Annotated in this window: 18 protein-coding genes and 1 riboswitch; of the genes, 9 read left to right on the top strand and 9 right to left on the bottom strand. The window is 64.5% G+C overall.

Annotated elements, in window-relative coordinates; genetic code table 11:
- Positions 1-25 precede the first annotated feature (25 nt).
- From ABFE16_14545 to ABFE16_14580, 8 genes are all read left to right on the top strand, one after another.
- The gene (locus tag ABFE16_14545; protein MEN6346515.1) at positions 26-601 is read left to right on the top strand and encodes a hypothetical protein; all 576 of its coding nucleotides are present in this window, start codon (positions 26-28) and stop codon (positions 599-601) included.
- Positions 602-688: 87 nt separating this feature from the next.
- Positions 689-1213, top strand: coding sequence for a 2-amino-4-hydroxy-6-hydroxymethyldihydropteridine diphosphokinase (gene folK / locus ABFE16_14550; GenBank protein ID MEN6346516.1), 525 nt, complete (start codon positions 689-691; stop codon positions 1211-1213).
- Positions 1214-1278: 65 nt separating this feature from the next.
- Positions 1279-2157 carry an ATP phosphoribosyltransferase gene (gene hisG / locus ABFE16_14555; protein MEN6346517.1) on the top strand — a complete coding sequence of 293 codons (879 nt, stop codon included), beginning with the start codon at positions 1279-1281 and terminating at the stop codon, positions 2155-2157.
- A 131-nt stretch (positions 2158-2288) separates the two neighbouring features.
- On the top strand, positions 2289-4130 hold the full coding sequence (locus ABFE16_14560; GenBank protein MEN6346518.1) for a DUF4838 domain-containing protein: 1842 nt from the start codon (positions 2289-2291) through the stop codon (positions 4128-4130).
- A 71-nt stretch (positions 4131-4201) separates the two neighbouring features.
- The gene (locus tag ABFE16_14565) at positions 4202-4915 is read left to right on the top strand and encodes a nucleotidyltransferase family protein (GenBank protein ID MEN6346519.1); all 714 of its coding nucleotides are present in this window, start codon (positions 4202-4204) and stop codon (positions 4913-4915) included.
- Positions 4916-4982: 67 nt separating this feature from the next.
- Positions 4983-6230, top strand: coding sequence for a M14 family zinc carboxypeptidase (locus ABFE16_14570; GenBank protein MEN6346520.1), 1248 nt, complete (start codon positions 4983-4985; stop codon positions 6228-6230).
- 65 nt (positions 6231-6295) lie between these two features.
- Positions 6296-6625: a thioredoxin gene (gene trxA / locus ABFE16_14575; GenBank protein ID MEN6346521.1), complete on the top strand. Its 330-nt coding sequence runs from the start codon at positions 6296-6298 to the stop codon at positions 6623-6625.
- Between the two features lie 412 nt (positions 6626-7037).
- On the top strand, positions 7038-8600 hold the full coding sequence (locus tag ABFE16_14580; GenBank protein MEN6346522.1) for a trypsin-like peptidase domain-containing protein: 1563 nt from the start codon (positions 7038-7040) through the stop codon (positions 8598-8600).
- 120 nt (positions 8601-8720) lie between these two features.
- Here the strand turns inward: ABFE16_14580 and ABFE16_14585 are convergent, their stop codons facing one another.
- From ABFE16_14585 to ABFE16_14625, 9 genes are all read right to left on the bottom strand, one after another.
- The gene (locus ABFE16_14585; GenBank protein MEN6346523.1) at positions 8721-10085 is read right to left on the bottom strand and encodes a PFL family protein; all 1365 of its coding nucleotides are present in this window, start codon (positions 10083-10085) and stop codon (positions 8721-8723) included.
- Between the two features lie 59 nt (positions 10086-10144).
- Entirely contained in the window at positions 10145-10414 is a 270-nt protein-coding gene (locus ABFE16_14590; protein MEN6346524.1) for an ACT domain-containing protein, read from the bottom strand.
- Between the two features lie 52 nt (positions 10415-10466).
- Positions 10467-11423, bottom strand: coding sequence for a lysophospholipid acyltransferase family protein (locus ABFE16_14595; protein MEN6346525.1), 957 nt, complete (start codon positions 11421-11423; stop codon positions 10467-10469).
- A 218-nt stretch (positions 11424-11641) separates the two neighbouring features.
- Positions 11642-12589: an aldo/keto reductase gene (locus ABFE16_14600; protein MEN6346526.1), complete on the bottom strand. Its 948-nt coding sequence runs from the start codon at positions 12587-12589 to the stop codon at positions 11642-11644.
- A 49-nt stretch (positions 12590-12638) separates the two neighbouring features.
- Positions 12639-13670, bottom strand: coding sequence for a sugar kinase (locus ABFE16_14605; GenBank protein ID MEN6346527.1), 1032 nt, complete (start codon positions 13668-13670; stop codon positions 12639-12641).
- A gap of 176 nt (positions 13671-13846) precedes the next feature.
- Positions 13847-14641: a sulfide-dependent adenosine diphosphate thiazole synthase gene (locus ABFE16_14610; protein MEN6346528.1), complete on the bottom strand. Its 795-nt coding sequence runs from the start codon at positions 14639-14641 to the stop codon at positions 13847-13849.
- Between the two features lie 82 nt (positions 14642-14723).
- Positions 14724-14829, bottom strand: a riboswitch (TPP riboswitch).
- Positions 14830-14924: 95 nt separating this feature from the next.
- Positions 14925-15890, bottom strand: coding sequence for a hypothetical protein (locus tag ABFE16_14615; GenBank protein MEN6346529.1), 966 nt, complete (start codon positions 15888-15890; stop codon positions 14925-14927).
- 141 nt (positions 15891-16031) lie between these two features.
- Positions 16032-17291 (bottom strand): 2-C-methyl-D-erythritol 2,4-cyclodiphosphate synthase, encoded by a 1260-nt coding sequence (ispF, locus tag ABFE16_14620; protein ID MEN6346530.1) that lies wholly within the window; start codon positions 17289-17291, stop codon positions 16032-16034.
- Complete coding sequence (locus ABFE16_14625; GenBank protein ID MEN6346531.1) at positions 17288-18421, bottom strand: PIN domain-containing protein; 1134 nt, start codon at positions 18419-18421, stop codon at positions 17288-17290. Before ABFE16_14625 ends, ispF begins: the two co-directional genes overlap by 4 nt.
- A 641-nt stretch (positions 18422-19062) precedes the next feature.
- Between ABFE16_14625 and ABFE16_14630 the strand changes: the two genes are divergently transcribed.
- Positions 19063-20109 (top strand): C45 family peptidase, encoded by a 1047-nt coding sequence (locus ABFE16_14630; protein MEN6346532.1) that lies wholly within the window; start codon positions 19063-19065, stop codon positions 20107-20109.
- Positions 20110-20182 lie beyond the last annotated feature (73 nt).

Consider the following 20182-nt stretch of genomic DNA (forward strand, 5'->3'; position numbering starts at 1 on the left):
TCGAGAGACTGAGGGGTGTGAGGTCGTGAACCAGACAACTGGAATGGTTCGCGCTATTGAGACCTTGATGGCCGAAGGCAATACCGACGCGGTCACCCGTGCGTGCGACATGATCGAGGAGCGGACGTGCGGAGCAGACGTGCCGCCACGCGCCAGCGACATCCCGCTACTGGCGATACTGGCGACGGCCTGTGAGTTCACAGGAGAGGTAGCTCGTGCGCGGGAGGCGGCGAATCGGTGGGTCCTGGCAGCGCCGCTCGATCCCTACGCACACTACAAGCTTGCGCTGGTGGAGCAGCGGCTGAAGAACTACCCGGAAGCCTCCCGGCGGCTGTATCTGGCAGCGCGTCTGGCCGGTCCGGACGATGATGTGCTGTATGCGGTACGCGATGCACTGGGTGCGCTCGACGTGCTCCAACTCCAGCAGATCATCGCCCTGCGAGAGGTGGACTACGAGTTCCGGCTGCAGCTTCAGTCTACTCCCGAGGCGGCCCTGGAGGCCAAAGGCTTTGCGCTCACGGCCGGGGCCTTCCAGCAGCTCTTGGCCCACCGGGACAACGACCCTGAGTACCCCCTGAACCGGCCCCGGTTGCTTTCCTGAGGTTCGGTCAAGCTGCTTGGGTCCGCAGACGCGGTCCAGGTCTCTCCCCGCAGACATGCTGCCATATCCCCTTCGCGAGACTGAACCATGAGCGAATCTCCCGCGCTGGTATACCTTGGGCTGGGGTCGAATCTCGGGCACCGGGCGGAGCAGCTTGCCCGCGCTGCACTGTGCCTGGCGCTGACGCCCGGGCTGGACCTGGTCAGGCTCTCGCCGGTGTATGAGACGGCACCCTGGGGAGTGCAGGACCAGCCGCCCTTCCTCAACATGGTGATCGCGGTTCGCTCGGCGCTGAGGCCACAGATGCTGCTATCGGTGGTCAAGGAGCTGGAGCGCAGGCTCGGTCGTGTGCCCTCGGAGCGCTGGGGACCGCGAGCCATCGATATCGACCTGTTGAGGTACGGGGGGGAGTCCGTCGACTTGCCGGACCTGCAGCTCCCGCATCCACGGATCTGCGAGCGCCAGTTCGTGCTGGTGCCGCTGGCGGCGATCGCTCCGAGGGTGGAGATATCACCCGGCGTTACGGCTGAGGCGCTGGCCGATTCCGAGGACTCCGAGGTGCGGTTGGTGGGCCCGCTTGCGAAGGCGCTGAGGGGGTCCGGCGGGGTCTGACAAGGGCCTATCGGTTGTGGTATAATCCCGCGACGCAAAATCGCCAGTGGTAGGGAGTGACGTGCTTGTCTGAGCGAATCCTTCGATTGGGACTACCTAAAGGGAGCCTGCAACAGGCGACCCTTGAGATCTTCGAGCACGCGGGCTTCAAGATCAGCGTCGACGAGCGGCAGTATCATCCGGCCGTGGATGACGAGGAGATCTGGAGCGTGCTACTGCGCGCTCAGGAGATGCCTGGGTATGTCGAGCAAGGCATTCTCGACTGCGGGCTCACCGGTCTGGACTGGATCAGGGAGCGCGACGCCGACGTGGTTGAGGTTGCCGATCTGGTCTATGCGAAACGCGGCATGAGGCCCTACAAGTGGGTGCTCGCGGTCCACGAGAGTTCGGACATCAAGGGCCCGGAAGACCTGGGCGGGAAGCGGATCGCCACCGAACTGGTCGGTGTGGCCCGACGCTATCTGGCTGACCATGGCGTGGAAGCCCACGTTGAGTTCTCCTGGGGTGCCACGGAGGCCAAGTGCCCGAGTCTGGTGGATGCCATCATTGAGGGGACCGAGACGGGCAGCACCCTGGTGGCCAACAACCTCAAGATCGTCGATGTGCTCTTCGAGTCAACCACGAAGCTGGTGGCCAACCGGCAGGCGTGGGAAGACCCCTGGAAGCGCTCGAAGATCGAGGACATCGCACTGCTTCTGCGCGGCGCCCTGGCTGCAGAGCAGAAGGTCGGCCTGAAGATGAACGTCGCGGCCGCCGATCTGGAGAAGGTTCTGGGTGTACTGCCGGCGCTGAAGCGGCCGACGGTTTCCCCGCTGGCTGACGGTGACTGGTCGGCTGTGGAGACGGTCGTTGACAGCCGGACGGTCCGTACGCTCATCCCGCAACTGAAGGCCGCGGGTGCCGAGGGCATCATCGAGTACCCTCTGAACAAGGTCATCCCGTAGCAGTCGGCTTCTGAAGACCTGAGCAGGGCGCGGACGGCACTGTCCGCGCCCTCTCTTCTGCTCGGGAAGGTGTGGGGCGCCGGCGTCGGGAATCAACACCCAACTGCTGTTTGCGCGAGGTGATCGGTGCGATGCGGGCGCTGACGGTTGGTGTTGTGCTGCTAGGTTTGTGCTATCAGGCTTCTGCGGGGTTTGACGCCTACCTGTACGTGCGACGCAAGCCCACGGACGCCGCCCTTAGGGCTTCGCAGGAGCTGAAGCTGTACCTGGAGCGGATCACAGGTGCGGCCGTGCCTGTGGTGGCTGAGGGGAAGGACAAGGCTCCCGGCGGCCTGGCGATCCTGGTCGGGGACAGTGACCGGGCGCGGAGCCTGGGCTTTGACAGCACGAAGCTCAAGCCCGAGCAGATCCGGATCAAGTCCGGTGAGGGCTGGCTGGTGGTTCTTGGCTGCGACCGCGGTCCGACCGGCTTCGAGTTGGCGGGGACCCAGTGGGCGGCCTACGAGCTGCTGGAACGCCTTGGGGTGCGCTGGCTCTGGCCGGGGCCCCTCGGCGAAGTCGTGCCGTCGAAGCCGGACCTGGCGATGCCCGACCTGGACGTGGACTATACCCCGCCGATCATCCAGCGCAAAATCCGCGACATCGAGTACCACGAGCGAGTGCAGGCCGGGCTGGACAAGCTGGGCCTTACGCGCGAGCAGTTCGAGGCGGTCCACGCCGAGGGGCCGGCATGGTTTCGGCGTCAGCGACTGGGCACGCAGGGCGAGTACAACTACGGGCATGCCTTCGGACACTGGTGGGACAGCTTCCACGTCCAGCACCCGGATTGGTTCGCGCTTCAGCCCAGCGGCACCCGTGACCAGGGCAACATCGGCGACCGCGCCCGGCTGTGCGTCTCGAACCCCGAGGTCATCGCGCAGGTTGCGGCGGAGGCCTGTGAGAAGCTGGCCACCCACCCCGGTTTGATCTGTGCCTCGATCTCCCCCAACGACGGTGGCAGGGCAACCTTCTGTCTGTGCGAGAAGTGTCGGGCACTGGATCCGCCCGAGGCAACGCCGATTCAGGTGTGGCACCCGACCCAGAAGGACTTCACAATGCCCTCGCTCACGGACCGCTATGTGTGGTTCTACAACCACGTGGCCGAGATAGTGTCCGCCAAGTTCCCGGATCGCTACCTCGGGGCCTACGCCTACAGCGCCTATCGGCTCCCGCCGGTTCGCGAGAAGCTGCATCCGAAGGTGTTCATCGGCTTCGTCGGGCTCAGCTACCTGAACGAAGATGCCCGGCAGCGTGACCTGGCAAGCTGGGATGCCTGGTCGAAGATGGCCCAGCGGTTCTTCCTGCGACCGAATCTGCTGGGCGGTGGGCAGGGGTTCCCGGCCCTGTACCCGCACCGCATGGTCGCCGATCTGAAGCACTGCTTCGAGACCGGCATGACGGTGACCGATTTCGACTGCTGCTACCAACACTGGGCGCTGCAGGGGCTGAACTACTACGTGTTGGCGCGGTTTCTGTGGGACCCGTCGATTGACGTGGACGCGGTGATCGACGACTACTGCCGGGCTGGCTGGGGACCCGCAGCAGGCCCGGTGAAGCAGTATTTCGCTGCCCTGGAGCAGCTGATTGACCGAGTCGCAGCCGATCGCACCGATGCGGGTCGTAAGGAAGCGCCGGACTTGCTGGCACGGTACTACACCGACGAGGTGCTGGGCTCGTGCCAGGCGCTGCTGGATCAGGCACGGGAGCTGGCGAAGGAGAACCCTGCGGCGAAGCAGCGGATCGAGTTCCTGCAGACGGGCCTCACCTACACCCGGCTGAACCGCGACCGGGTGATGGCCCAGGCAGCGATGAAGAGCGGCTCGGGAAGCCGGGAGGCCTATGCGGCGGCCGACAGGGCGCTCGCAGACTGCTACCGGCAGATGGGGATCACTCTATCTGTGAACTCGCCCTGGATGAGGTTCTACGGCTTCTGACGGGTGGACGGAGGGTACGGATTGCGGTATCCTGACAGGGACCAAACTCGAAGAGGTTCCCCCGAAGCTTCATGAAGACCATCATCCTCCTGGCGGGCCATGCAACGCGCATGCGGCCGCTGAGCAGTTACCTCAACAAGGGCATGATTCCGGTGGCAGGTCGCCCGCTGGCGGAGTATGTGGTGCGCAGCCTCGTGCGCCAGGGGTTCAGTGAGTTGGTGTTCGCGGTGACGGCCTTCCCGGAGCAGTTGGAGAACTACTTCGGCGACGGATCCCGTTTTGGTGCGCAGATCGAGTATGTGGCGCGTCCAGAGCCCTCGGGAACAGCCGGCGAAGTGCTGGCGCTGCGGCCGTGCATCCCTGAGGGGGAGAGCTTCCTGGTTCATTACGGCGACATCCTGACCGCCCTGGACCTGCGGGGGATGCGTGAGCTGCACGAAACGACCGGCGCCACAGCCACGGTCGGGCTTGTTACCCAAGTGGAGATCCACGCCGGGGTTGGCGAGGTCAGCGAGGAGGGGCGGCTGGTTGGCTTCGAGGAAAAGCCTCTCGTGGGGCGGCCCTGTCACGCGGCCGTGGACATGTTTGGGCCGGGCGTCTGGAAGTACCTTGCGCCGGGCCTGGACTTTGGCTACCATGTTATCCCAGCGATGCTCGCTGCCGGGGAGAATGTGAGAGGGTTCGTCGATCAGGAGGCGTGGTGGATGGATGTGGGCAGGCTGTCCGATCTCGAGCCTGCCGGCGAGCTGATGGAGAAGGTACGTCGTGAAGGCCAGGGTATCTGAAGTGGCTTTGGAGAGATCCCGGAGGGAGGGCGAGCAGGCGCGAAAGTGGGCACGGCCCTGGAGGGTCGTGTGCCTGCTTGCGCTTGTGTCGGTGACGTGGACCTGCCGGGCGGAGATAGTCGATGACATCCTGAGCCACGTGCCGAGCTCTCCCTACAGCTATGCCGGGATGCTGAACAAGCTGGCCAGCCTGCAGAAGTCGAACCGGATCACGATCACGAGAATCGGCCGGAGTGCGCAGGGACGTGACCTCCTGGCCGTTGCAGTGCATGACCCCGCGACAGTGTTCGGGCAGGGCGCACGGCTGTTTGTCATTGCCCGTCAGCATGGCAACGAGACCTCGGGCACGGAGGCGGCGCTGGCACTGCTGCACCACTTCGCGACTTCCCAGGGCGAACTGGAGCGTAACATTCTGCAGCACTTGACCATCGTGTGCGTGCCGATGGCGAATCCGGACGGTGCCGAAGCAGGACGGCGACGGAATGCCCGGGACGTGGACCTGAACCGCGACTGGGCCTCTCGCTCGCAGCCGGAGACCGCAGCCCTTGAGCAGGCGGTTCGGGCCTGGAAACCGCATGCGGTGATGGACCTGCACGAGCTGCCGCAGAGCGCGCCCAAACCGGCCTACGAAGAGAACTTCATCGAGACGATCGGCTCGGGAGGCGGTATCCCGCAGGCCGTCAGCGATCACACGGTGGGTACAGCGGGCGAGCTTTCCAAGTGGCTCAAAGCGTATGGGTACCGCTCGAATATCTACTACGACGGCCCCTCGCAGTCGCGGAGCCTTTGCCACCGCTGGTTCGGCCTGTACCACAGCATCCCGAGCTTCCTGGTAGAGGTGAAGACGGGTCCGGGTCGCAGCCTCCGCAGTCGCACGGCTGTGCACGTACTCAGTGTGCTGGTCGTGGCGAATCACCTGGCGCACACCTTCGGGACCACGAATCCCGTACTGGTTGCGTCCGCGCCGCCGGCACAGGCCTCTGTACAGCGACCTGCGCAGCGTCCGACGACAACCGGGGGACCGGTATCGGTTGCACTGCGGACCGACCAGGAACTGGGTGAGAGCGCGGGCGGGCCCTTGGAGATCGAGGCGGTCGTAGGTGGCGGCCCGAGCGGCCGCTATGTGCGCTTCTATGTTGATGGCCGGCTGTGGCTCCTGAGCAATTCGGAGCCCTACCGGTGTTCGCTGGATGGCGAGGAGTTTGACGAGGGTGAGCACAGGGTACAAGTAGAGGTCCTGGGGGACAACGGACAGGTGATCGCTCAGACCGAGCGGACCGTCCGAGTTGACGAAAGCATGGTTGCAGGCGAGTAAGGGCTCAGACGAAGCCTTACTGAACTGATTGATCTATCACCGGAACACCCAAGGAGTGAGACATCATGGCACAGGTACAGGAGCTTACCGAGTCCACTTTCGATGCTGAGGTTCTCAAGGCTGAGGCCCCCGTACTGGTGGATTTCTGGGCATCATGGTGCGGCCCGTGCCGCATGGTCGCCCCCGTGGTAGAGGCCATCGCCGAGAATTATGCGGGCAAGGTCAAGGTCGGCAAGGTCAACGTTGATCAGGAGGCCGCTCTGGCGACGAAGTACGGCATCCGCACCATCCCGACGCTGCTCGTGTTCAAGGGCGGTCAGCCGGCAGAGCGCACCGTTGGTGTGCAGAGCGAGGACGCCATCGCGAGCCTGCTGGACAAAGTACTCGCGGGGTAGGTGCACTTGCGGCCAAAGCTGCAGGTTGAACCCAAGGGCGGCGGTCTCGGTCCTGTTCTCGGATCCGGGCTGCCGCCTTTTTCCGTCAGGGGCTCTTTGCGGACGCTGGGAGCAAATCTGCATAAACGGGTGTTATAAGGGATGTCGGAGGAAAGTTGCTCAGAGGACAGCCCGTCGGAGCAGGCGAACCTCAGGACTGAACACCAGGTTGTATGACGGCGTCCTAGTCTGAGATCGCAAGGGCCGTTACCAGGCAGACCGCGGGTGATCGGGCCCGACCCGCAGAAGTCACTGGTGTGAGGCCTCCTGAGGCGCAGAACTCGACGGGTCCACCTGAGGCAATCTACGGGCACAAATCGAATCCTAAGCGCCCATTCATACACCTTGGCCGAAGGCCAGGAGGACAGCAAAAATGCACAGCACTGGATCGCTGGTGAACCGCCATTCGCATATCACGATCATACTGCTCAGCATGATCGTTGGTGCGGTGTTGACGGGGCTCGTGTTGTACTACCCGCGTGCCCATGCGCCGGCTGAGGCGCAGGTCACCGGTGCAGGAGTCGGCCTTGCCAAGCAGCTTGATAGCGTTTTCACAGGGGTTGCCGAACGGACGACCCCTGCGGTTGCCAGCATACGGGTCGAGACGGTGGGCACGGGTGCCGAAGCCGACGAGGAAGGCAACCAGATGGACGTCCCCGTGCCGCCGGGCTTTGAGGAGTTCTTCAAGCAGTTCCGGCAGCGTGGCGACGGTGGTCAGCCACAGGCTCAGCCACGTGGTCACAGTCTCGGTTCGGGGTGGATCTACCGTGACGACGGCTATATCGTGACGAACTCCCACGTCGTCCGCGGGGCGGAGAAGATCACGGTGAAGCTCAATGACCGTCCGAACGACGAGACGGAATACACGGCCAAGCTGATCGGCACCGATCCGAAGACCGAACTCGCTGTCATCAAGGTTGACGTCAACCGCAAGCTGCCGACGCTCAAGCTTGGTAACTCCCAGAACACGAAGGTCGGCCAGTGGGTCATGGCCGTCGGCGCTCCCTTCTCGCTGGAGCAGACGGTCACGGTCGGCGTAGTCAGCGCCAAGGGTCGGTTCCTTCCGGGCCAGAGCCGCTACATCCGCATCGGTGACATTATCCAGACCGACGCGTCGATCAACCCGGGCAACAGCGGTGGTCCGCTTGTCAACCTGGACGGCGAGGTCGTCGGGATCAACGTTGCAATCGTCTCCAGCGGACTGACCCCGGGCAACGTGGGGATCGGCTTTGCTGTGCCGGCCGACACCGCCCGCGGTGTTGTCGAGGACCTGATCCAGAACAAGAAGGTCGCGCGCGGCTACCTGGGTATTGGCATCGGCGACCTTGATGAGCACATGAAGGACTTCTACGGTGCTCCGGACGGCGGTGCCCTCGTCGAGAGCATCAACAAGGATGGCCCTGCCGTTAACAGCGACCTCAAGGTCGACGACGTCATCGTTGCCGTGGATGGCGAGAAGGTTGCCGACACCTGGGAACTGCAGAAGGCAGTCGGCGCCCGGAAGCCGGGTGCAGAGGTATCGCTGAACGTGCTGCGGGACAAGAAGCCACTGGCGGTCAAGACCAAACTCGGTGAGATGCCTGCGAAGATCGCCGGTTTCGAGGAAGCGGCCAACGCTCCCAAGGCTCAGGAGAAGTCGCCCTTGGGCGTCAAGATAGAGAACCTCTCGGCAGAGCTGGCGCAGCGACTGGGCCTCGACCGGAACACCGGCCTCGTGGTGACGAGCGTCGATCCGAACGGACCTTCTGCCAATAAACTCGACCGTGGCGACGTGATCACCCAGATCAACCGGACCAAGGTCAACTCGATTGACGACTTCTCGAAGGCCCTCGATGAGGCGAAGAAGGCCAACATGAAGTACGTGATCGTGGGCTACGACCGGTTCGCCGGTGACGAGTGGATCAGCGGTCGGGAGAGCGTTCTCCCGAAGTGGTAAGACGCTGACCGAAGCCGCCCGGGAGGGGCTAACACCCTCCCGGGATACGAATACGCCGGAGACTGCATCAGCGGTCTCCGGCGTTTTGATTCGTCGGCGTGCGTGAGGCGGAGCTTGCGGTCAGTTCTTGAGGCTGTGCAGTGGCGCAGGGATCCGGCCGCCGCGAGCGATGAAGACCGCACTGTCGAGGGGGCTCACGGGCATGATCGGCGCTCGACCGAGTAGACCGCCGAAGTCGACGCTGTCACCGACAGTCTTGCCCGGCACCGGAATCAGACGAGCAGCCGTGGTCTTGTTGTTGATGACGCCGATTGCCGCCTCATCAGCGATGATGGCGGAGATGGTGGAGGCCGGGGTGTCGCCGGGGATGGCGATCATGTCGAGGCCGACGGAGCAGACAGCGGTCATGGCCTCGAGCTTCTCTATCGAGAGCACGCCCTCTTCCGCGGCCTGGATCATGCCTGCATCCTCGCTGACCGGAATGAAGGCGCCACTGAGACCGCCTGCGTAGGAGGTGGCCATCGTGCCGCCCTTCTTGACGGCATCGTTGAGTAGGGCCAGGGCAGCGGTGCTCCCGGCAGCACCACAGCGTTCGAGCCCCATCTCCTCAAGGATGTGGGCAACGCTGTCGCCGATGACCGGCGTCGGGGCCAAAGAGAGATCGACGATACCGAAGGGCACACCAAGCCGTCGCGAGGCTTCCCTGGCGACAAGCTGACCCATCCGGGTGATTTTGAAGGCGGTCCGCTTGATGGTCTCGGAGACGGTTCCGAGGTCGGCGCCCTTCACATGCTCGAGGGCGCTCTTGACGGCCCCTGGGCCGCTTACCCCGACATTCACCACGCACTCGGGCTCGCCGATTCCGTGGAAGGCACCGGCCATGAAGGGGTTGTCCTCGGCTGCGTTAGCGAAGATAACGAGCTTCGCACAGCCGATTCCGCCCTGGTCAGCAGTACGCTGCGCGGCCTCGACGATAACCTCACCCATCTGCCGGACGGCGTCCATGTTGATGCCGGTGCGGGTCGTCGCCACATTGACGGAGGAGCAGACGCGCTTGGTGGCTGCCAGGGCCTCGGGAATCGACCGCACCAGGACCTCGTCGCCCCGGGTGTAGCCCTTGTGGACGAGGGCCGAGAAGCCGCCGATGAAGTTGACCCCGACGGTGTGGGCCGCCTGGTCGAGGGTGGTGGCGAAGGCGACGTAGTCCTCCTCACCACCGGCAGCGGCAAGCAGAGAGATGGGCGTCACAGAGATGCGCTTGTTGATGATGGGGATGCCGTACTCGGTCTCAATCTCCTCGGCGACCGCGACAAGGTTCTCGGCGCAAGTGGTGATCTTGTCGTAGATGCGCTGCCGCGCTGTCTCGCCGCTCTGGGCTGCGCAGTCGAGAAGGCTGATGCCGAGGGTGATGGTGCGAATGTCGAGACGCTCGGAATGGATCATCCGCAGGGTCTCGTTGATCTCTGAGGTATCGAGAAAGCGCATGGCAGTACTCCTCCGCAAGGGTTGGTGCCACCCCGGTCGGGCAGGGCGAGTTCGCCGCCCTAGACCCGGTGCATGGCCGTGAAGATACCCTCGTGCTGAACACGAATCTGCACGCCCAGTTCCTGGCCGACCGCGTCGAGACGGGTCGAGAGCGCCTTGAGGTCAAGGCTCTCGTCCAGGATCTCGGCGAGCATGATCATGGTGAAGTAGTCCTGGAGGATCGTCTGGCTGATGTCGAGGATGTTCACGTTGCTTTGGGCGAGGACGTTGGTGACTTTGGCGATAATGCCCACGCGGTCCTTGCCCAGGACCGTGATGACGATCTTCATCTTGCACCTCCGCGTCAGTATGCCGTGGCCGGATCACAGCCCGGGCAGGCCGTCAGGCGGTCTCGTCTGCGTCGGTTAGTGGATAGGGAGAGGGAAGGTCCCAACCGGGCCGCCAGAGGTGGTAGGGCCAGGTGTACTGCTCCGGATGGGCCCGGAGGCGGCCCTCCAGCGACTTCATGGTCTGCGCCGTGGTGAGCCACACGTCTCGGTCGCGGTCGCCCGTGTCGGGCAGGCGGATCGGTGGCTCGAGGGCTACCTGATAGCGACCGTCCTGCTCACGGATAGAGTGAGCGGGGATGATTGGGCAGCCGGCGCGCTGAGCCATGAGGGCAGGAGTGTGCCACACGTGGGTCTCACGGCCAAAGAAGGGGACGGTCAGGCCCTGCCCACGAGCGAAACGGTCGGGCATGATGGGCACGAGCTGATTGTGCTTGAGGGCTCGCAGGATGCCCCTGGCACCCTCCGAGATGGGGATGACCGGGAACCCGAGGCGATCGCGGATCTCCAGGATCGTCTTGGCGATGCGCGGGCTTCGGGCTGACCGTGAGAGCGGAACCAGTGGGAAGCCCTCGTACATGAGACGCATGGCGCCCACTTCCCAGTTGCCGAAGTGGCCGGAGAACAGGATCGCGCCCTTGCCGTGCTCCAGGGCCTCCGCGAGGTACTCTCCGCCGGTGATGTAGGTCACCTCAGAGAGCTCCTCCTTGGACATCGAGGTCATCCGCAGGGCTTCCATGAAGAGCATGACCAGGTGCTGGAAGCAGCCGCAGATGACTTGGTCGAGTTCGTCGTGGGAGAGTTCGTCGCCGAAGGCGAAACCCAACTGGCGGGCTGCATCGCGGCGGTGGCGCCTGTCGATGCGGTAGCCGAAGCGTCCGAGCTTGCGGGCGTAGTCCTGCATCTGCGGCCAGGAACGCTTCGCAGCGGCCCGCTCGAGTCGATGGATCACGTAAGGACCGAAGGCGCCCCGGACCTTGCGGCGAAGGTCGGCGGTGTTGATGAGCTTCAACGCGTCAAACCTCTTCTGCTTCCTGCCCCCGTCAGCGTGCCTGGGGCAAGGTGGCGCGGCCAGGCGGTTCCAGGGAAGGCGCGTCTACGAACCGGCGCCGTCAGCAAGCACCAGCCGGCATGGGAATAGGTACGGCTCACAGATGGATCAAGCCGGGACGCCCAGAGTCTGCGAGCGTCCCGGCTATTGTAGCAGATTGGTCGCCAACCGGTCTCGGGCTAGCGCGGGGCATAGCCCCACATGTTCGAGGAGAAGTCGAGCTGGACGCTGATCTTCGTCCCGGCCTCGCTGATGGCCTGGTACTCCTCATCAGTTAGCTTCCAGCCGACGCCACCCAGGTTGCCCTCGACCTGCTGCGGGGTACGGGCACCGACGATCGGTGCGGTGATCCCCGGCGTCTGAAGCATCCAGGCGATAGCAGTCTGGGCAAGGGTCTTGTCTTGGGCCCTGGCGATCGGCTCGATCACGTCGCGAACTGCCTGCACGCACTGCTCGAAGATGCCCTCGGCGAAGAGCTTGCTGTGCGAGCGGATGTCGGCGGGGATCGTCGACCGGTCCTGGAACTTGCCGGTCAGGAGGCCCTGCGCCAGCGGGCTGTACGGGATCACGGCGATGCCGTTCTCGCGGCAGAAGGGCAGGACGTCCGCATCGTACTGCCGCCAGAAGACGTTGTAGGGCGGCTGGCAGGTGTCGATCTTCGCCGTCGCGACGGCTTGCTGCATCTGCTCGAGCGAGAAGTTGGACACGCCCACGAAGCGCACTTTCCCGGCCTTGCGGATCTCGTCCATGGCGCCGATGGTGTCGGCGATGGGGATTCGGGGGCTGGGGTAGTGGACCTGGTACAGGTCGATGTAGTCGATGCCCATGCGTTCCAGGCAGGCGTCGATGCCCTTGAGGATGCCGTCGGGAGCAGCGCCGATCTTGCTGGCGATCAGGACCTTGTCACGGCGGTCCTTGACGGCATTCCCGACGATCTGCTCGGAGTAGCCCTTCCCGTAGCCAACGGCGGTATCGATCATGTTGATGCCGGCGTCAAGGGCGGCGTGGATCGCTGCGACGGACTCGCTATCCTTGACGTCGGTCCAGCTATCTTGGCCGAACTGCCAGGCGCCGAGGATGATCTCGGAAACCTGGGCGCCCGTAGTGCCCAGTTCACGGTACAGCATGGTTGACGTCCTCCCTTGCGTTCGGCTTCCCAGTGACTGTCAGCGGAGACTACCGCTGGACGCGTCCGCTGCCGCCACCCTTGAGAAGCGCCTTGACCTCGTCTGCGGTGACCTGGTTGACGTCGCCGACGATGGTGTGCTTGAGGCAGCTTGCGGCCACGGCGAAGTCGATGGATTCCTGCGGTCCCAGGCCGTTGATGAGCCCGTAGATGAGGCCGGAGGAGAAGCTGTCGCCGCCGCCCACGCGGTCGACGATGGGCAGGATGTTATACTCCGGGCCCTGATACATCTCGCCACCTGAGTAGAACACTCCGCTCCAGGTGTTGTGGGAGGCCGAGAGGCTGCCGCGGAGGGTGATTGCCACCTGCTTGAGGTTCGGGAACCTGGCGATCAGTTGCTCTGCGACGGAGCGGTAGAGCGCCGCCTCCACCTTGCCGGCTTCAACATCAATACCCTCGGCGGTGATCCCGAAGACCTTGTCGGCGTCCTCTTCGTTGCCAATGGCGACGTCGCAATGCTTGACCAGTTCGGGCATGACCTCGGAGGCCGTCTTGCCCCACTTCCACAGGTTCTTGCGGAAGTTCAGGTCGCAGGAAACGGTGAGGCCCTTGGCCTTGGCGGCCTCGATGCCCTCCAGGCAGACGTCGGCCGCGCCCTCACTGATGGCCGGGGTGATGCCGGTCCAGTGGAACCAGTCGGCACCGTCGAAGGCGGCGTCCCAGTTGATGTCGCCGCGCTTGACCTCGGCGATGGAGGCCCCTGCGCGGTCGTAGATGACCTTGGAGGGCCGCTGCACAGCGCCGGCCTCGAGGAAGTAGATGCCCAGGCGGTTGCCCTGCCAAGCGATGTGGCGGGTGTCGACGCCGAACTGCCGCAGGGAGTTCTCGCAGGCCCGTCCGAGGTCGTTCTTGGGCAGGGCGGTCACGTAGCGGGTGTCCACGCCGAAGTTCGCAAGGCCAACGGCCACGTTCGCCTCGCCACCACCGTAGACCACCTCAAAGCTGGTGGCCTGAGTGAAGCGGAGGAATTCTGGCGGCTTGAGCCGCATCATGATCTCGCCAAAAGTGACAGCGGTCGGCATCGGTCATCTCTCCCAGTCAAGTTTTCTGGGGCACCGGGTGGTGCAACCACGCTGCCCGGTGCCCGGTTGATTGTCGATTGTGCCTCGAAGACACCTCAGGCGGGGCTCCAGGCCCCTTTCCCCGGAGGTTTCGCCGTAGGCACCCGTGACTCCTCCGGACTGGGCCTGTTGGGGTCCTAAGCCTGGCGGCGGAGCACTTCGAGGGCGAGCTGCGAAGCCCGCTGTCCAGAGAGGAACATCCCGCCGAAGATCGCGCCCATGCGGTGCGAAGCAAAGACGGCGTTCGCGGCCATGCCACACACGATCAGGCCGGGGTAGACCTCCTGGGTGTTCGGAACGAGGGCAGCCTCACCGTGTGCCGCCCACATCGGTCGCTCTCCGGGCACGGCCTCGGCGCCGGTGCAGAGCCTGGCTCCCGGGATCTTCGCCAGCACGCGTCGGGTGACTTCGGATGGGTGGCCGGTAGCGTCGATGACCACCTTCGCCTCGAGAGCGAGCGGGTCGACGTGAAGCCCGGCCTTCTCGACGGCACCCCAGTTGACGACTACACCGGCCACACGGTCGTCCTCGCGAACGACGACATCCTCCACGGCGATTCCGACCCAGATACGAGCCCCGGCGTCGATGGCGGCAGCAGTGAACTTGCTGACCGTCTCGACGGAATCGGCGGTGTACAGGCCCTCCGCGTGGGAGGCAAGGTGAACACCGACACCCTCAAGGATCGGGCGCGCGTCCTCCTGCAAGACGATGCGCGGCATGAGCATGCCGCCGCCCCACATCCCGCCGCCGACATGAAGATTGCGCTCGAAGACGCCGACCTTGAGGCCTTCGCGGGCCAGAAGGGCTGCGGCGTAGATGCCGGAAGGACCGGCACCTGCAACCGCCACGTCCAACTCGAGGCAGTCCTGGAAGTCCTGAGCGAAGGTGCTGACGATGAGCTTGCTGATGGTTGTTTCTTGGATCTGAGCCATGGTTCGCTACCTCCCTAGAGCACGGCAGCGAAAAGGCCGCCGCGCTGTCTGGGAAAGCACACAGCCGGCGGCCGACATGGCGGCCCGTCGTCTGTCGCTTCCCTACGCCGGCATTAACCGGATCAGGTTCGTGGGGTCTGCGGCTTACGCCGCACTCTCAGCTCCGGGGAGCTCCCCCAGCGACATCTGCGGGCATTCTACCGCTAACCGTCGGCTGAGTCCAGCGAAGGGGATCGGGCAGCAAGGAGGAGGATCAGGGCACAGGCAGAGCCCCGAGAAGGCCCTAGAGCAGGCGCGCGAGCCACAAGATGAGCGGGGCAAGGAAGATGCCGGTGACGTTGGTGGTCAGAAAGAGAGCACCGGCCAGACGCTCATTGAGGTGGAAGACCTGCGCGAGCAGCACGGACATGATCGCCGAGGGAGTGGCGGCCATGATGAAGCAGACGCAAAGCAGGCTGTGATCGGCGAGAGCCCAGTAGCCAAAGGGGATGGCCAGGAGCAGACCGAGAGTCGGGGACACGAGGTACTTGAGAGCGTGCAGGATGACGCACTCGCGCCAGTATACGCGGACGGCAGACAGATGCAGGCCCAGTCCGATCGCGAAGAGGAAGGCTGCGGTACTGGCCGGCATGGTGAGGTCGATGAGGAAAGCAGAGGACGACGGAGCCGGGACGTGGAGCCAGTTGAGGGTCAGTCCGGCAAGAATGCTGAGGGTCGGGTTGCGGGATTGCGGGTCCGTGAACTGGCGCGCAAGGACCTTGAGGATGCCCTGCCCGGCCTCGGCGGAGTAGCACCGGGCCACGTAGAAGCCGAAGGTGAAGAGCATCGGCATGAAGGAGATGCAGTAGACCGAGCCGAGGGCCGCGCCCTGAGCGCCGAGAGCCACGAAAGTGAGGAAAGTACCGTAGGTGAAGCCCTGGTTCGAGAAGATCGCAGCGGTCGTGAAGGAGCCTGTATCGGAGCGGTCAAGGCGCAGGAGACGCGAAACCAGTGCTCCGATGGGCCACATTGCGACGATGAGAACCACACTATAGACGGGCAGAGCCAGGGCGCGCCAGTCAGGGGTCTTCATGCTCCAGAGAGCGAGGAACATGACGACCGGCTGGGCCCAGACAAGGGTAAAGCGGTTGATGGCAGGTGACCAACCGGGCTTGGAGCGCCCGGTTCTGCGCAGGCAGTACCCGGCAAAGAGACCGCCACTGATGACGGTCATGGTCCGTACGGTGTCGATGAGCAGCTTCTGGTCCACGCGCGGAGCTCTCCCAGCAAGGGACAAGGCAAAACCGCGGCGCACAACCCAAAGCGCCGCGGCAGAAGGTTACCCAAGTGGGAAAGTATAGGCCAGGTCGGACCCGGACGGCAAGGTCGAAAGCTCGGCACGGACCAGCGCTCAACGCACAGACAGGAGGCAGACGGCCTCGGCGGCAATACCCTCCTCGCGACCGACGAATCCCAGACGCTCGGTAGTGGTGGCCTTGACGCTGACCTGCGAGACCTCGACCTGGAGCGCCCGGGCAAGGTTCTCGCGCATCTGGGGAATGTGCGGTGCGAGCTTTGGACGCTGGGCCAGGACGGTGGCATCGACGTTGACGATCTCGAAGCCCAGGGAGCGAATATGGTCGGCAACCCGGCGGCACAGAAGGGCGCTGTCGATGCCCTTGTAGGCGGGATCGGTGTCCGGGAAGAGCTTGCCGATGTCTCCGGCGGCCGCCGCGCCGAGAAGAGCGTCGCAGATCGCGTGGAGCAGCACGTCGGCGTCGGAATGGCCGGCGAGACCGGTCGGATGCGGAAGATGGACGCCACCCAGGATCAGCTTGCGCCCCTCGACGAGAGCATGGACATCGTAACCGTGCCCCACGCGGAGGGGGAAGGCATCAGGGCGTTCCGTCGACATGGCAACCTCCGGTGAAGAGGCGTGAGATGACGCGGCCTGGTCGGGCCTGGAGGCTGTCGGGGCCTGACCTCGGCGGGACAGGAGCGTCTCGGCGAGGTGGAGGTCGTCGACCGTGGTCACCTTGAGGTTGGTGGGCTGGCTGGGGCAGATGAACACCGGCAAGCCGCAGCGCTCGACGACGGAGGCGTCGTCAGTGACCTCCCAACCCTCCTGCCTGGCTTGCTGGTAGCAGTCGACCAGGAGCTGGTAGCGGAAGGTCTGCGGGGTCTGGGCTCTCCAGAGGGTGGCGCGGTCCGGAGTGTCGAGGATGAGGCCCTCGGGAGAGACGACCTTCACGGTGTCGGTGACCTGCGCAGCGGCGACACAGGCTCCCGAGGCCTGGGCCAGGACGATGGAAGTGCGGATTGTCTCCTCGTCGATGAGCGGGCGCGCACCGTCATGGATGGCAAGAACCTCGGGCGGGTTGTGGGCCAGGGCCTCGAGGCCGGCCCAGACGGTGTCCTGACGCCGTGCACCACCGGCGAGGAGAGTCAGTGGCTTGGTGAGGCCGGCCTGCTCGCAGAGGTCGCGGGCGAGGTCAAGGTAGTCGGCGCTCACAGCGAGGAGTAGACGTGAGACAGCATCGGAGCGGTCATAGGCACGGAGGGCCCAAAGGAAGAGTGGCGACCCCGCCAGGTCCACGAAGACCTTGGGGAGGTCGCCACCGAAACGCGTGCCCATACCCGCCGCCACAACAAGCGCGGCAGCGTCGGTCATCTTCGCTCTCGTTTCTTGCGTCCGTTACCGGCGGCAACGGCGGCGCAGTTCTCGCCACCGAGGTCTGAGAAGATCATCTTGCCGGCGGTCGTCTGCAGCACGCTGGTGACGCAGACGGGGACAAGCTGCCCGAGGTGCTCGGAGCCGCCTTCGACGACGACCATCGTGCCGTCATCGAGATAGGCGATGCCCTGCCCCGGCTCCTTGCCCTCCTTGACCACGGTGACGGTCAGGCTCTCGCCGGGTAGGAAGACCGGCTTCATGGCATTGGCCAGTTCGTTGACGTTCAGAACCGGGACGTTTTTGAGCTTCGCGATTTCGTTGACCGAGTAGTCATTGGTAACGACCGTCGCGCCGACGAGGTCGGCAAGGCTGACGAGGCGCTGGTCGACCTCCTCGTTCTGGTCGAGAGCCTTGGGGTAGTCTTCGAAGACGCTGGTCTCGACGGAAGGTGTCTCCTTGAGACGGTTGAGCATATCCAGGCCGCGGCGTCCACGAGCGCGCTTGAGGCCGTCCGCGGAGCTGGCAATGTGCCGGAGTTCCTGGAGGACGAAGCCCGGGATCAGGATCGAGCCCTCGAGGAAGCCGGTCTGAGCGATGTCGGCGACTCTGCCATCAATGATGATGTTGGTGTCGAGCATCTTGGGCCTGGAACTGCCACCATTGACCGGCCCGTGGGCGCGCCCCGGGGCAAGGCCGGGGAAGACGAAGACGATCTGCTCCTTGGCACTCATTGCGAAACCGATGCCCAGGATGATTCCGACGACGCAGGCGAAGATGCGGATCGGGACACCGATACCCTCGACGTTGGCAACGGGGGTTGTGAATAGGATTGCGACGGCCAGGCCGATGAGCAGCCCGATGACGGCGGTGATCTTGTCGAGCAGGGGTACGGTCTCCATGTTGTTGACCCAGGAGATCAACTTGCGGAAGGAGACAAGCCCGAACAGAAAACCAATCAGACCTCCTACGCAGTTAAAGCCGATGCGGAACATGATGTCGCTTGTCGGGGCGCCCTCGGGAGCAGGGATCATACGGATGACGACGGTGGCGCCGTAGTTGGCAAGGATTGCCCCGACGAGGGCCATCGCGGCGGCGAACAACGACCAGAGACCCCTCAGAATGAGCAACGTTCATCACCTACCGGTGGTGGCGGGCAGGACGCGGGAACAGGCGACCTGTCCAGGGATGTGGAGGAATAGTCTTCGTGTGCTGGTATATGGGTAAAATTGTGACATACGCCTGACGGCAAGAACATCCTCGCTATGATACACATCCACCTAGAACACTGCAAGGAGCCACCAGGTGCCATTTAGATTGGCAGGCCTTACTGATGTGAAGCGGCAAAGGTTGGGGATAGGTTCCCGGGAGCACAGGGCGGGGATCGACCGGCAGTCGAGGGATGAGGCCGGAAAGGGAATTGATGAAGGCAGGTGAGTTGTTGCAGCGGCTTGCAGCCATCAAGCCCAGACGCCCCTCGAGACGGTACGGACGGCATGCGCGGCTAGTGACCTGGCCCTGCACAGTGTTTCAAAGGTACCTACTACCCACCCTCCATGTTCTTCAAACCTCCGCTATGGCCACATCCGCTTGCTTCGCACCCAGGAGCGGTGCTGCCGAGTGTCATACGTGAGAAGGTGGGCGGCAGCGAGAGGGAATCGGCGCGCGAGTGCGAACTTGTTCACCGGTGAGGGAGGCCACTGGCCCCGGGGTCGAAGGCAGCGGCAGCAGGAACAGCGGATCGGAGACCCCAGCCCCCGGAGGGCGCAAGATGCAGATCGAGATCGTGACCCTGAGCGGAACTGAACGCGAGATGGGGAGGCAGCACGGAGAGGCCTTCGCGGCCGGAGTCCGGGCGATGTGCGAGATCCGGAGGAGGCTGATCCTGGATAGAACACCCCAGCACACGCGGCAGAGCCTGCTGGGGCTGACGGCCGAGCCCCTGGCGATGCTCCAGGCGATGCTGCCGGAGGTGTATGCGGAGTTCTCGGGGATTGCGGAGGGGGCAGGAGTGTCGGAATCCGAGCTGTTCGTCGGGAATGGGTACACGGATGTGGTGGACCTGGCAGCCGCCAGCGCTCCCCGTCCGGAGGAGTGCACCTGCTTCGGGGTCACGGGCATCGGTGCGCGCGATGGCAGGAACTACGTGGGCCAGACCTGGGACATGCACGACAGCGCGCTGGACTACGTGGTTGCCTTCGAGCGTCGGCCGGTGAAGGGGCCGAAGACGGTGACGCTGACGACCATGGGGTGCCTGTCGCTGATCGGGATGAACCAAGCCGGGGTCGCGGTCGGGAACAACAACCTGGTGCCGGTGGATGCGCGACCGGGGCTGATGTACCTGTCGCTGATCCACGGGGCCCTGGCGCAGCGGGACGCGGCAGCGGCCTTTGAGCTGATCTGCGAGGCGGAGCGGATGTCCGGACATCATTACTATATGGGCGACGCCGAGGGCGGAGTGCGAGCTGTGGAGACCACGGGACGGCGGCATGCGGAACTGGGACCTGACCGCCGGGGGGTCTACGCCCACGCGAACCACTATGTGGCGCCGGAGCTGAGCGGCCTGGAGATGGTTCACCCGCTAACAGGGAGCAGGGCTCGCGAAGACCGGATGCGCGCCTTGCTGACCGAGAGGGCGGGTGACCTGGAGGCAGAGGGCCTGATGGGGCTGCTGGCCGACCACGAAGGACCGATCTGCCGGCACCCGCGAGGCGACGGCTCGACCTGTGGTGCCGTGATCATGTCACCACAGGAGCGACGGATGTGGTTGCTGAAGGGGAGGCCGTGCGAGGGCGGTTTCGTGGAGCTCTCGCTCTAGCGGCGAGAGCTGTGCGGCCCAAGATGCGAAGGGCTGGATGGACTGCTCGCGATGGCGCGAGGATGTGCAGGAC

The organism is Armatimonadia bacterium (genome assembly GCA_039679385.1).
GTDB lineage: Bacteria > Armatimonadota > Zipacnadia > Zipacnadales > JABUFB01 > JAJFTQ01.

What these genes read in the sequence shown, in the direction of transcription:
- folK (MEN6346516.1), top strand. Translation starts at nt 689, where the DNA reads ATGAGCGAATCTCCCGCGCTGGTATACCTTGGGCTGGGGTCGAATCTC.
- ABFE16_14560 (MEN6346518.1), top strand. Translation starts at nt 2,289, where the DNA reads ATGCGGGCGCTGACGGTTGGTGTTGTGCTGCTAGGTTTGTGCTATCAG.
- ABFE16_14565 (MEN6346519.1), top strand. Translation starts at nt 4,202, where the DNA reads ATGAAGACCATCATCCTCCTGGCGGGCCATGCAACGCGCATGCGGCCG.
- trxA (MEN6346521.1), top strand. Translation starts at nt 6,296, where the DNA reads ATGGCACAGGTACAGGAGCTTACCGAGTCCACTTTCGATGCTGAGGTT.
- ABFE16_14580 (MEN6346522.1), top strand. Translation starts at nt 7,038, where the DNA reads ATGCACAGCACTGGATCGCTGGTGAACCGCCATTCGCATATCACGATC.
- ABFE16_14585 (MEN6346523.1), bottom strand. Translation starts at nt 10,085, where the DNA reads ATGCGCTTTCTCGATACCTCAGAGATCAACGAGACCCTGCGGATGATC.
- ABFE16_14590 (MEN6346524.1), bottom strand. Translation starts at nt 10,414, where the DNA reads ATGAAGATCGTCATCACGGTCCTGGGCAAGGACCGCGTGGGCATTATC.
- ABFE16_14600 (MEN6346526.1), bottom strand. Translation starts at nt 12,589, where the DNA reads ATGCTGTACCGTGAACTGGGCACTACGGGCGCCCAGGTTTCCGAGATC.
- ABFE16_14605 (MEN6346527.1), bottom strand. Translation starts at nt 13,670, where the DNA reads ATGCCGACCGCTGTCACTTTTGGCGAGATCATGATGCGGCTCAAGCCG.
- ABFE16_14610 (MEN6346528.1), bottom strand. Translation starts at nt 14,641, where the DNA reads ATGGCTCAGATCCAAGAAACAACCATCAGCAAGCTCATCGTCAGCACC.
- ispF (MEN6346530.1), bottom strand. Translation starts at nt 17,291, where the DNA reads ATGACCGACGCTGCCGCGCTTGTTGTGGCGGCGGGTATGGGCACGCGT.
- ABFE16_14630 (MEN6346532.1), top strand. Translation starts at nt 19,063, where the DNA reads ATGCAGATCGAGATCGTGACCCTGAGCGGAACTGAACGCGAGATGGGG.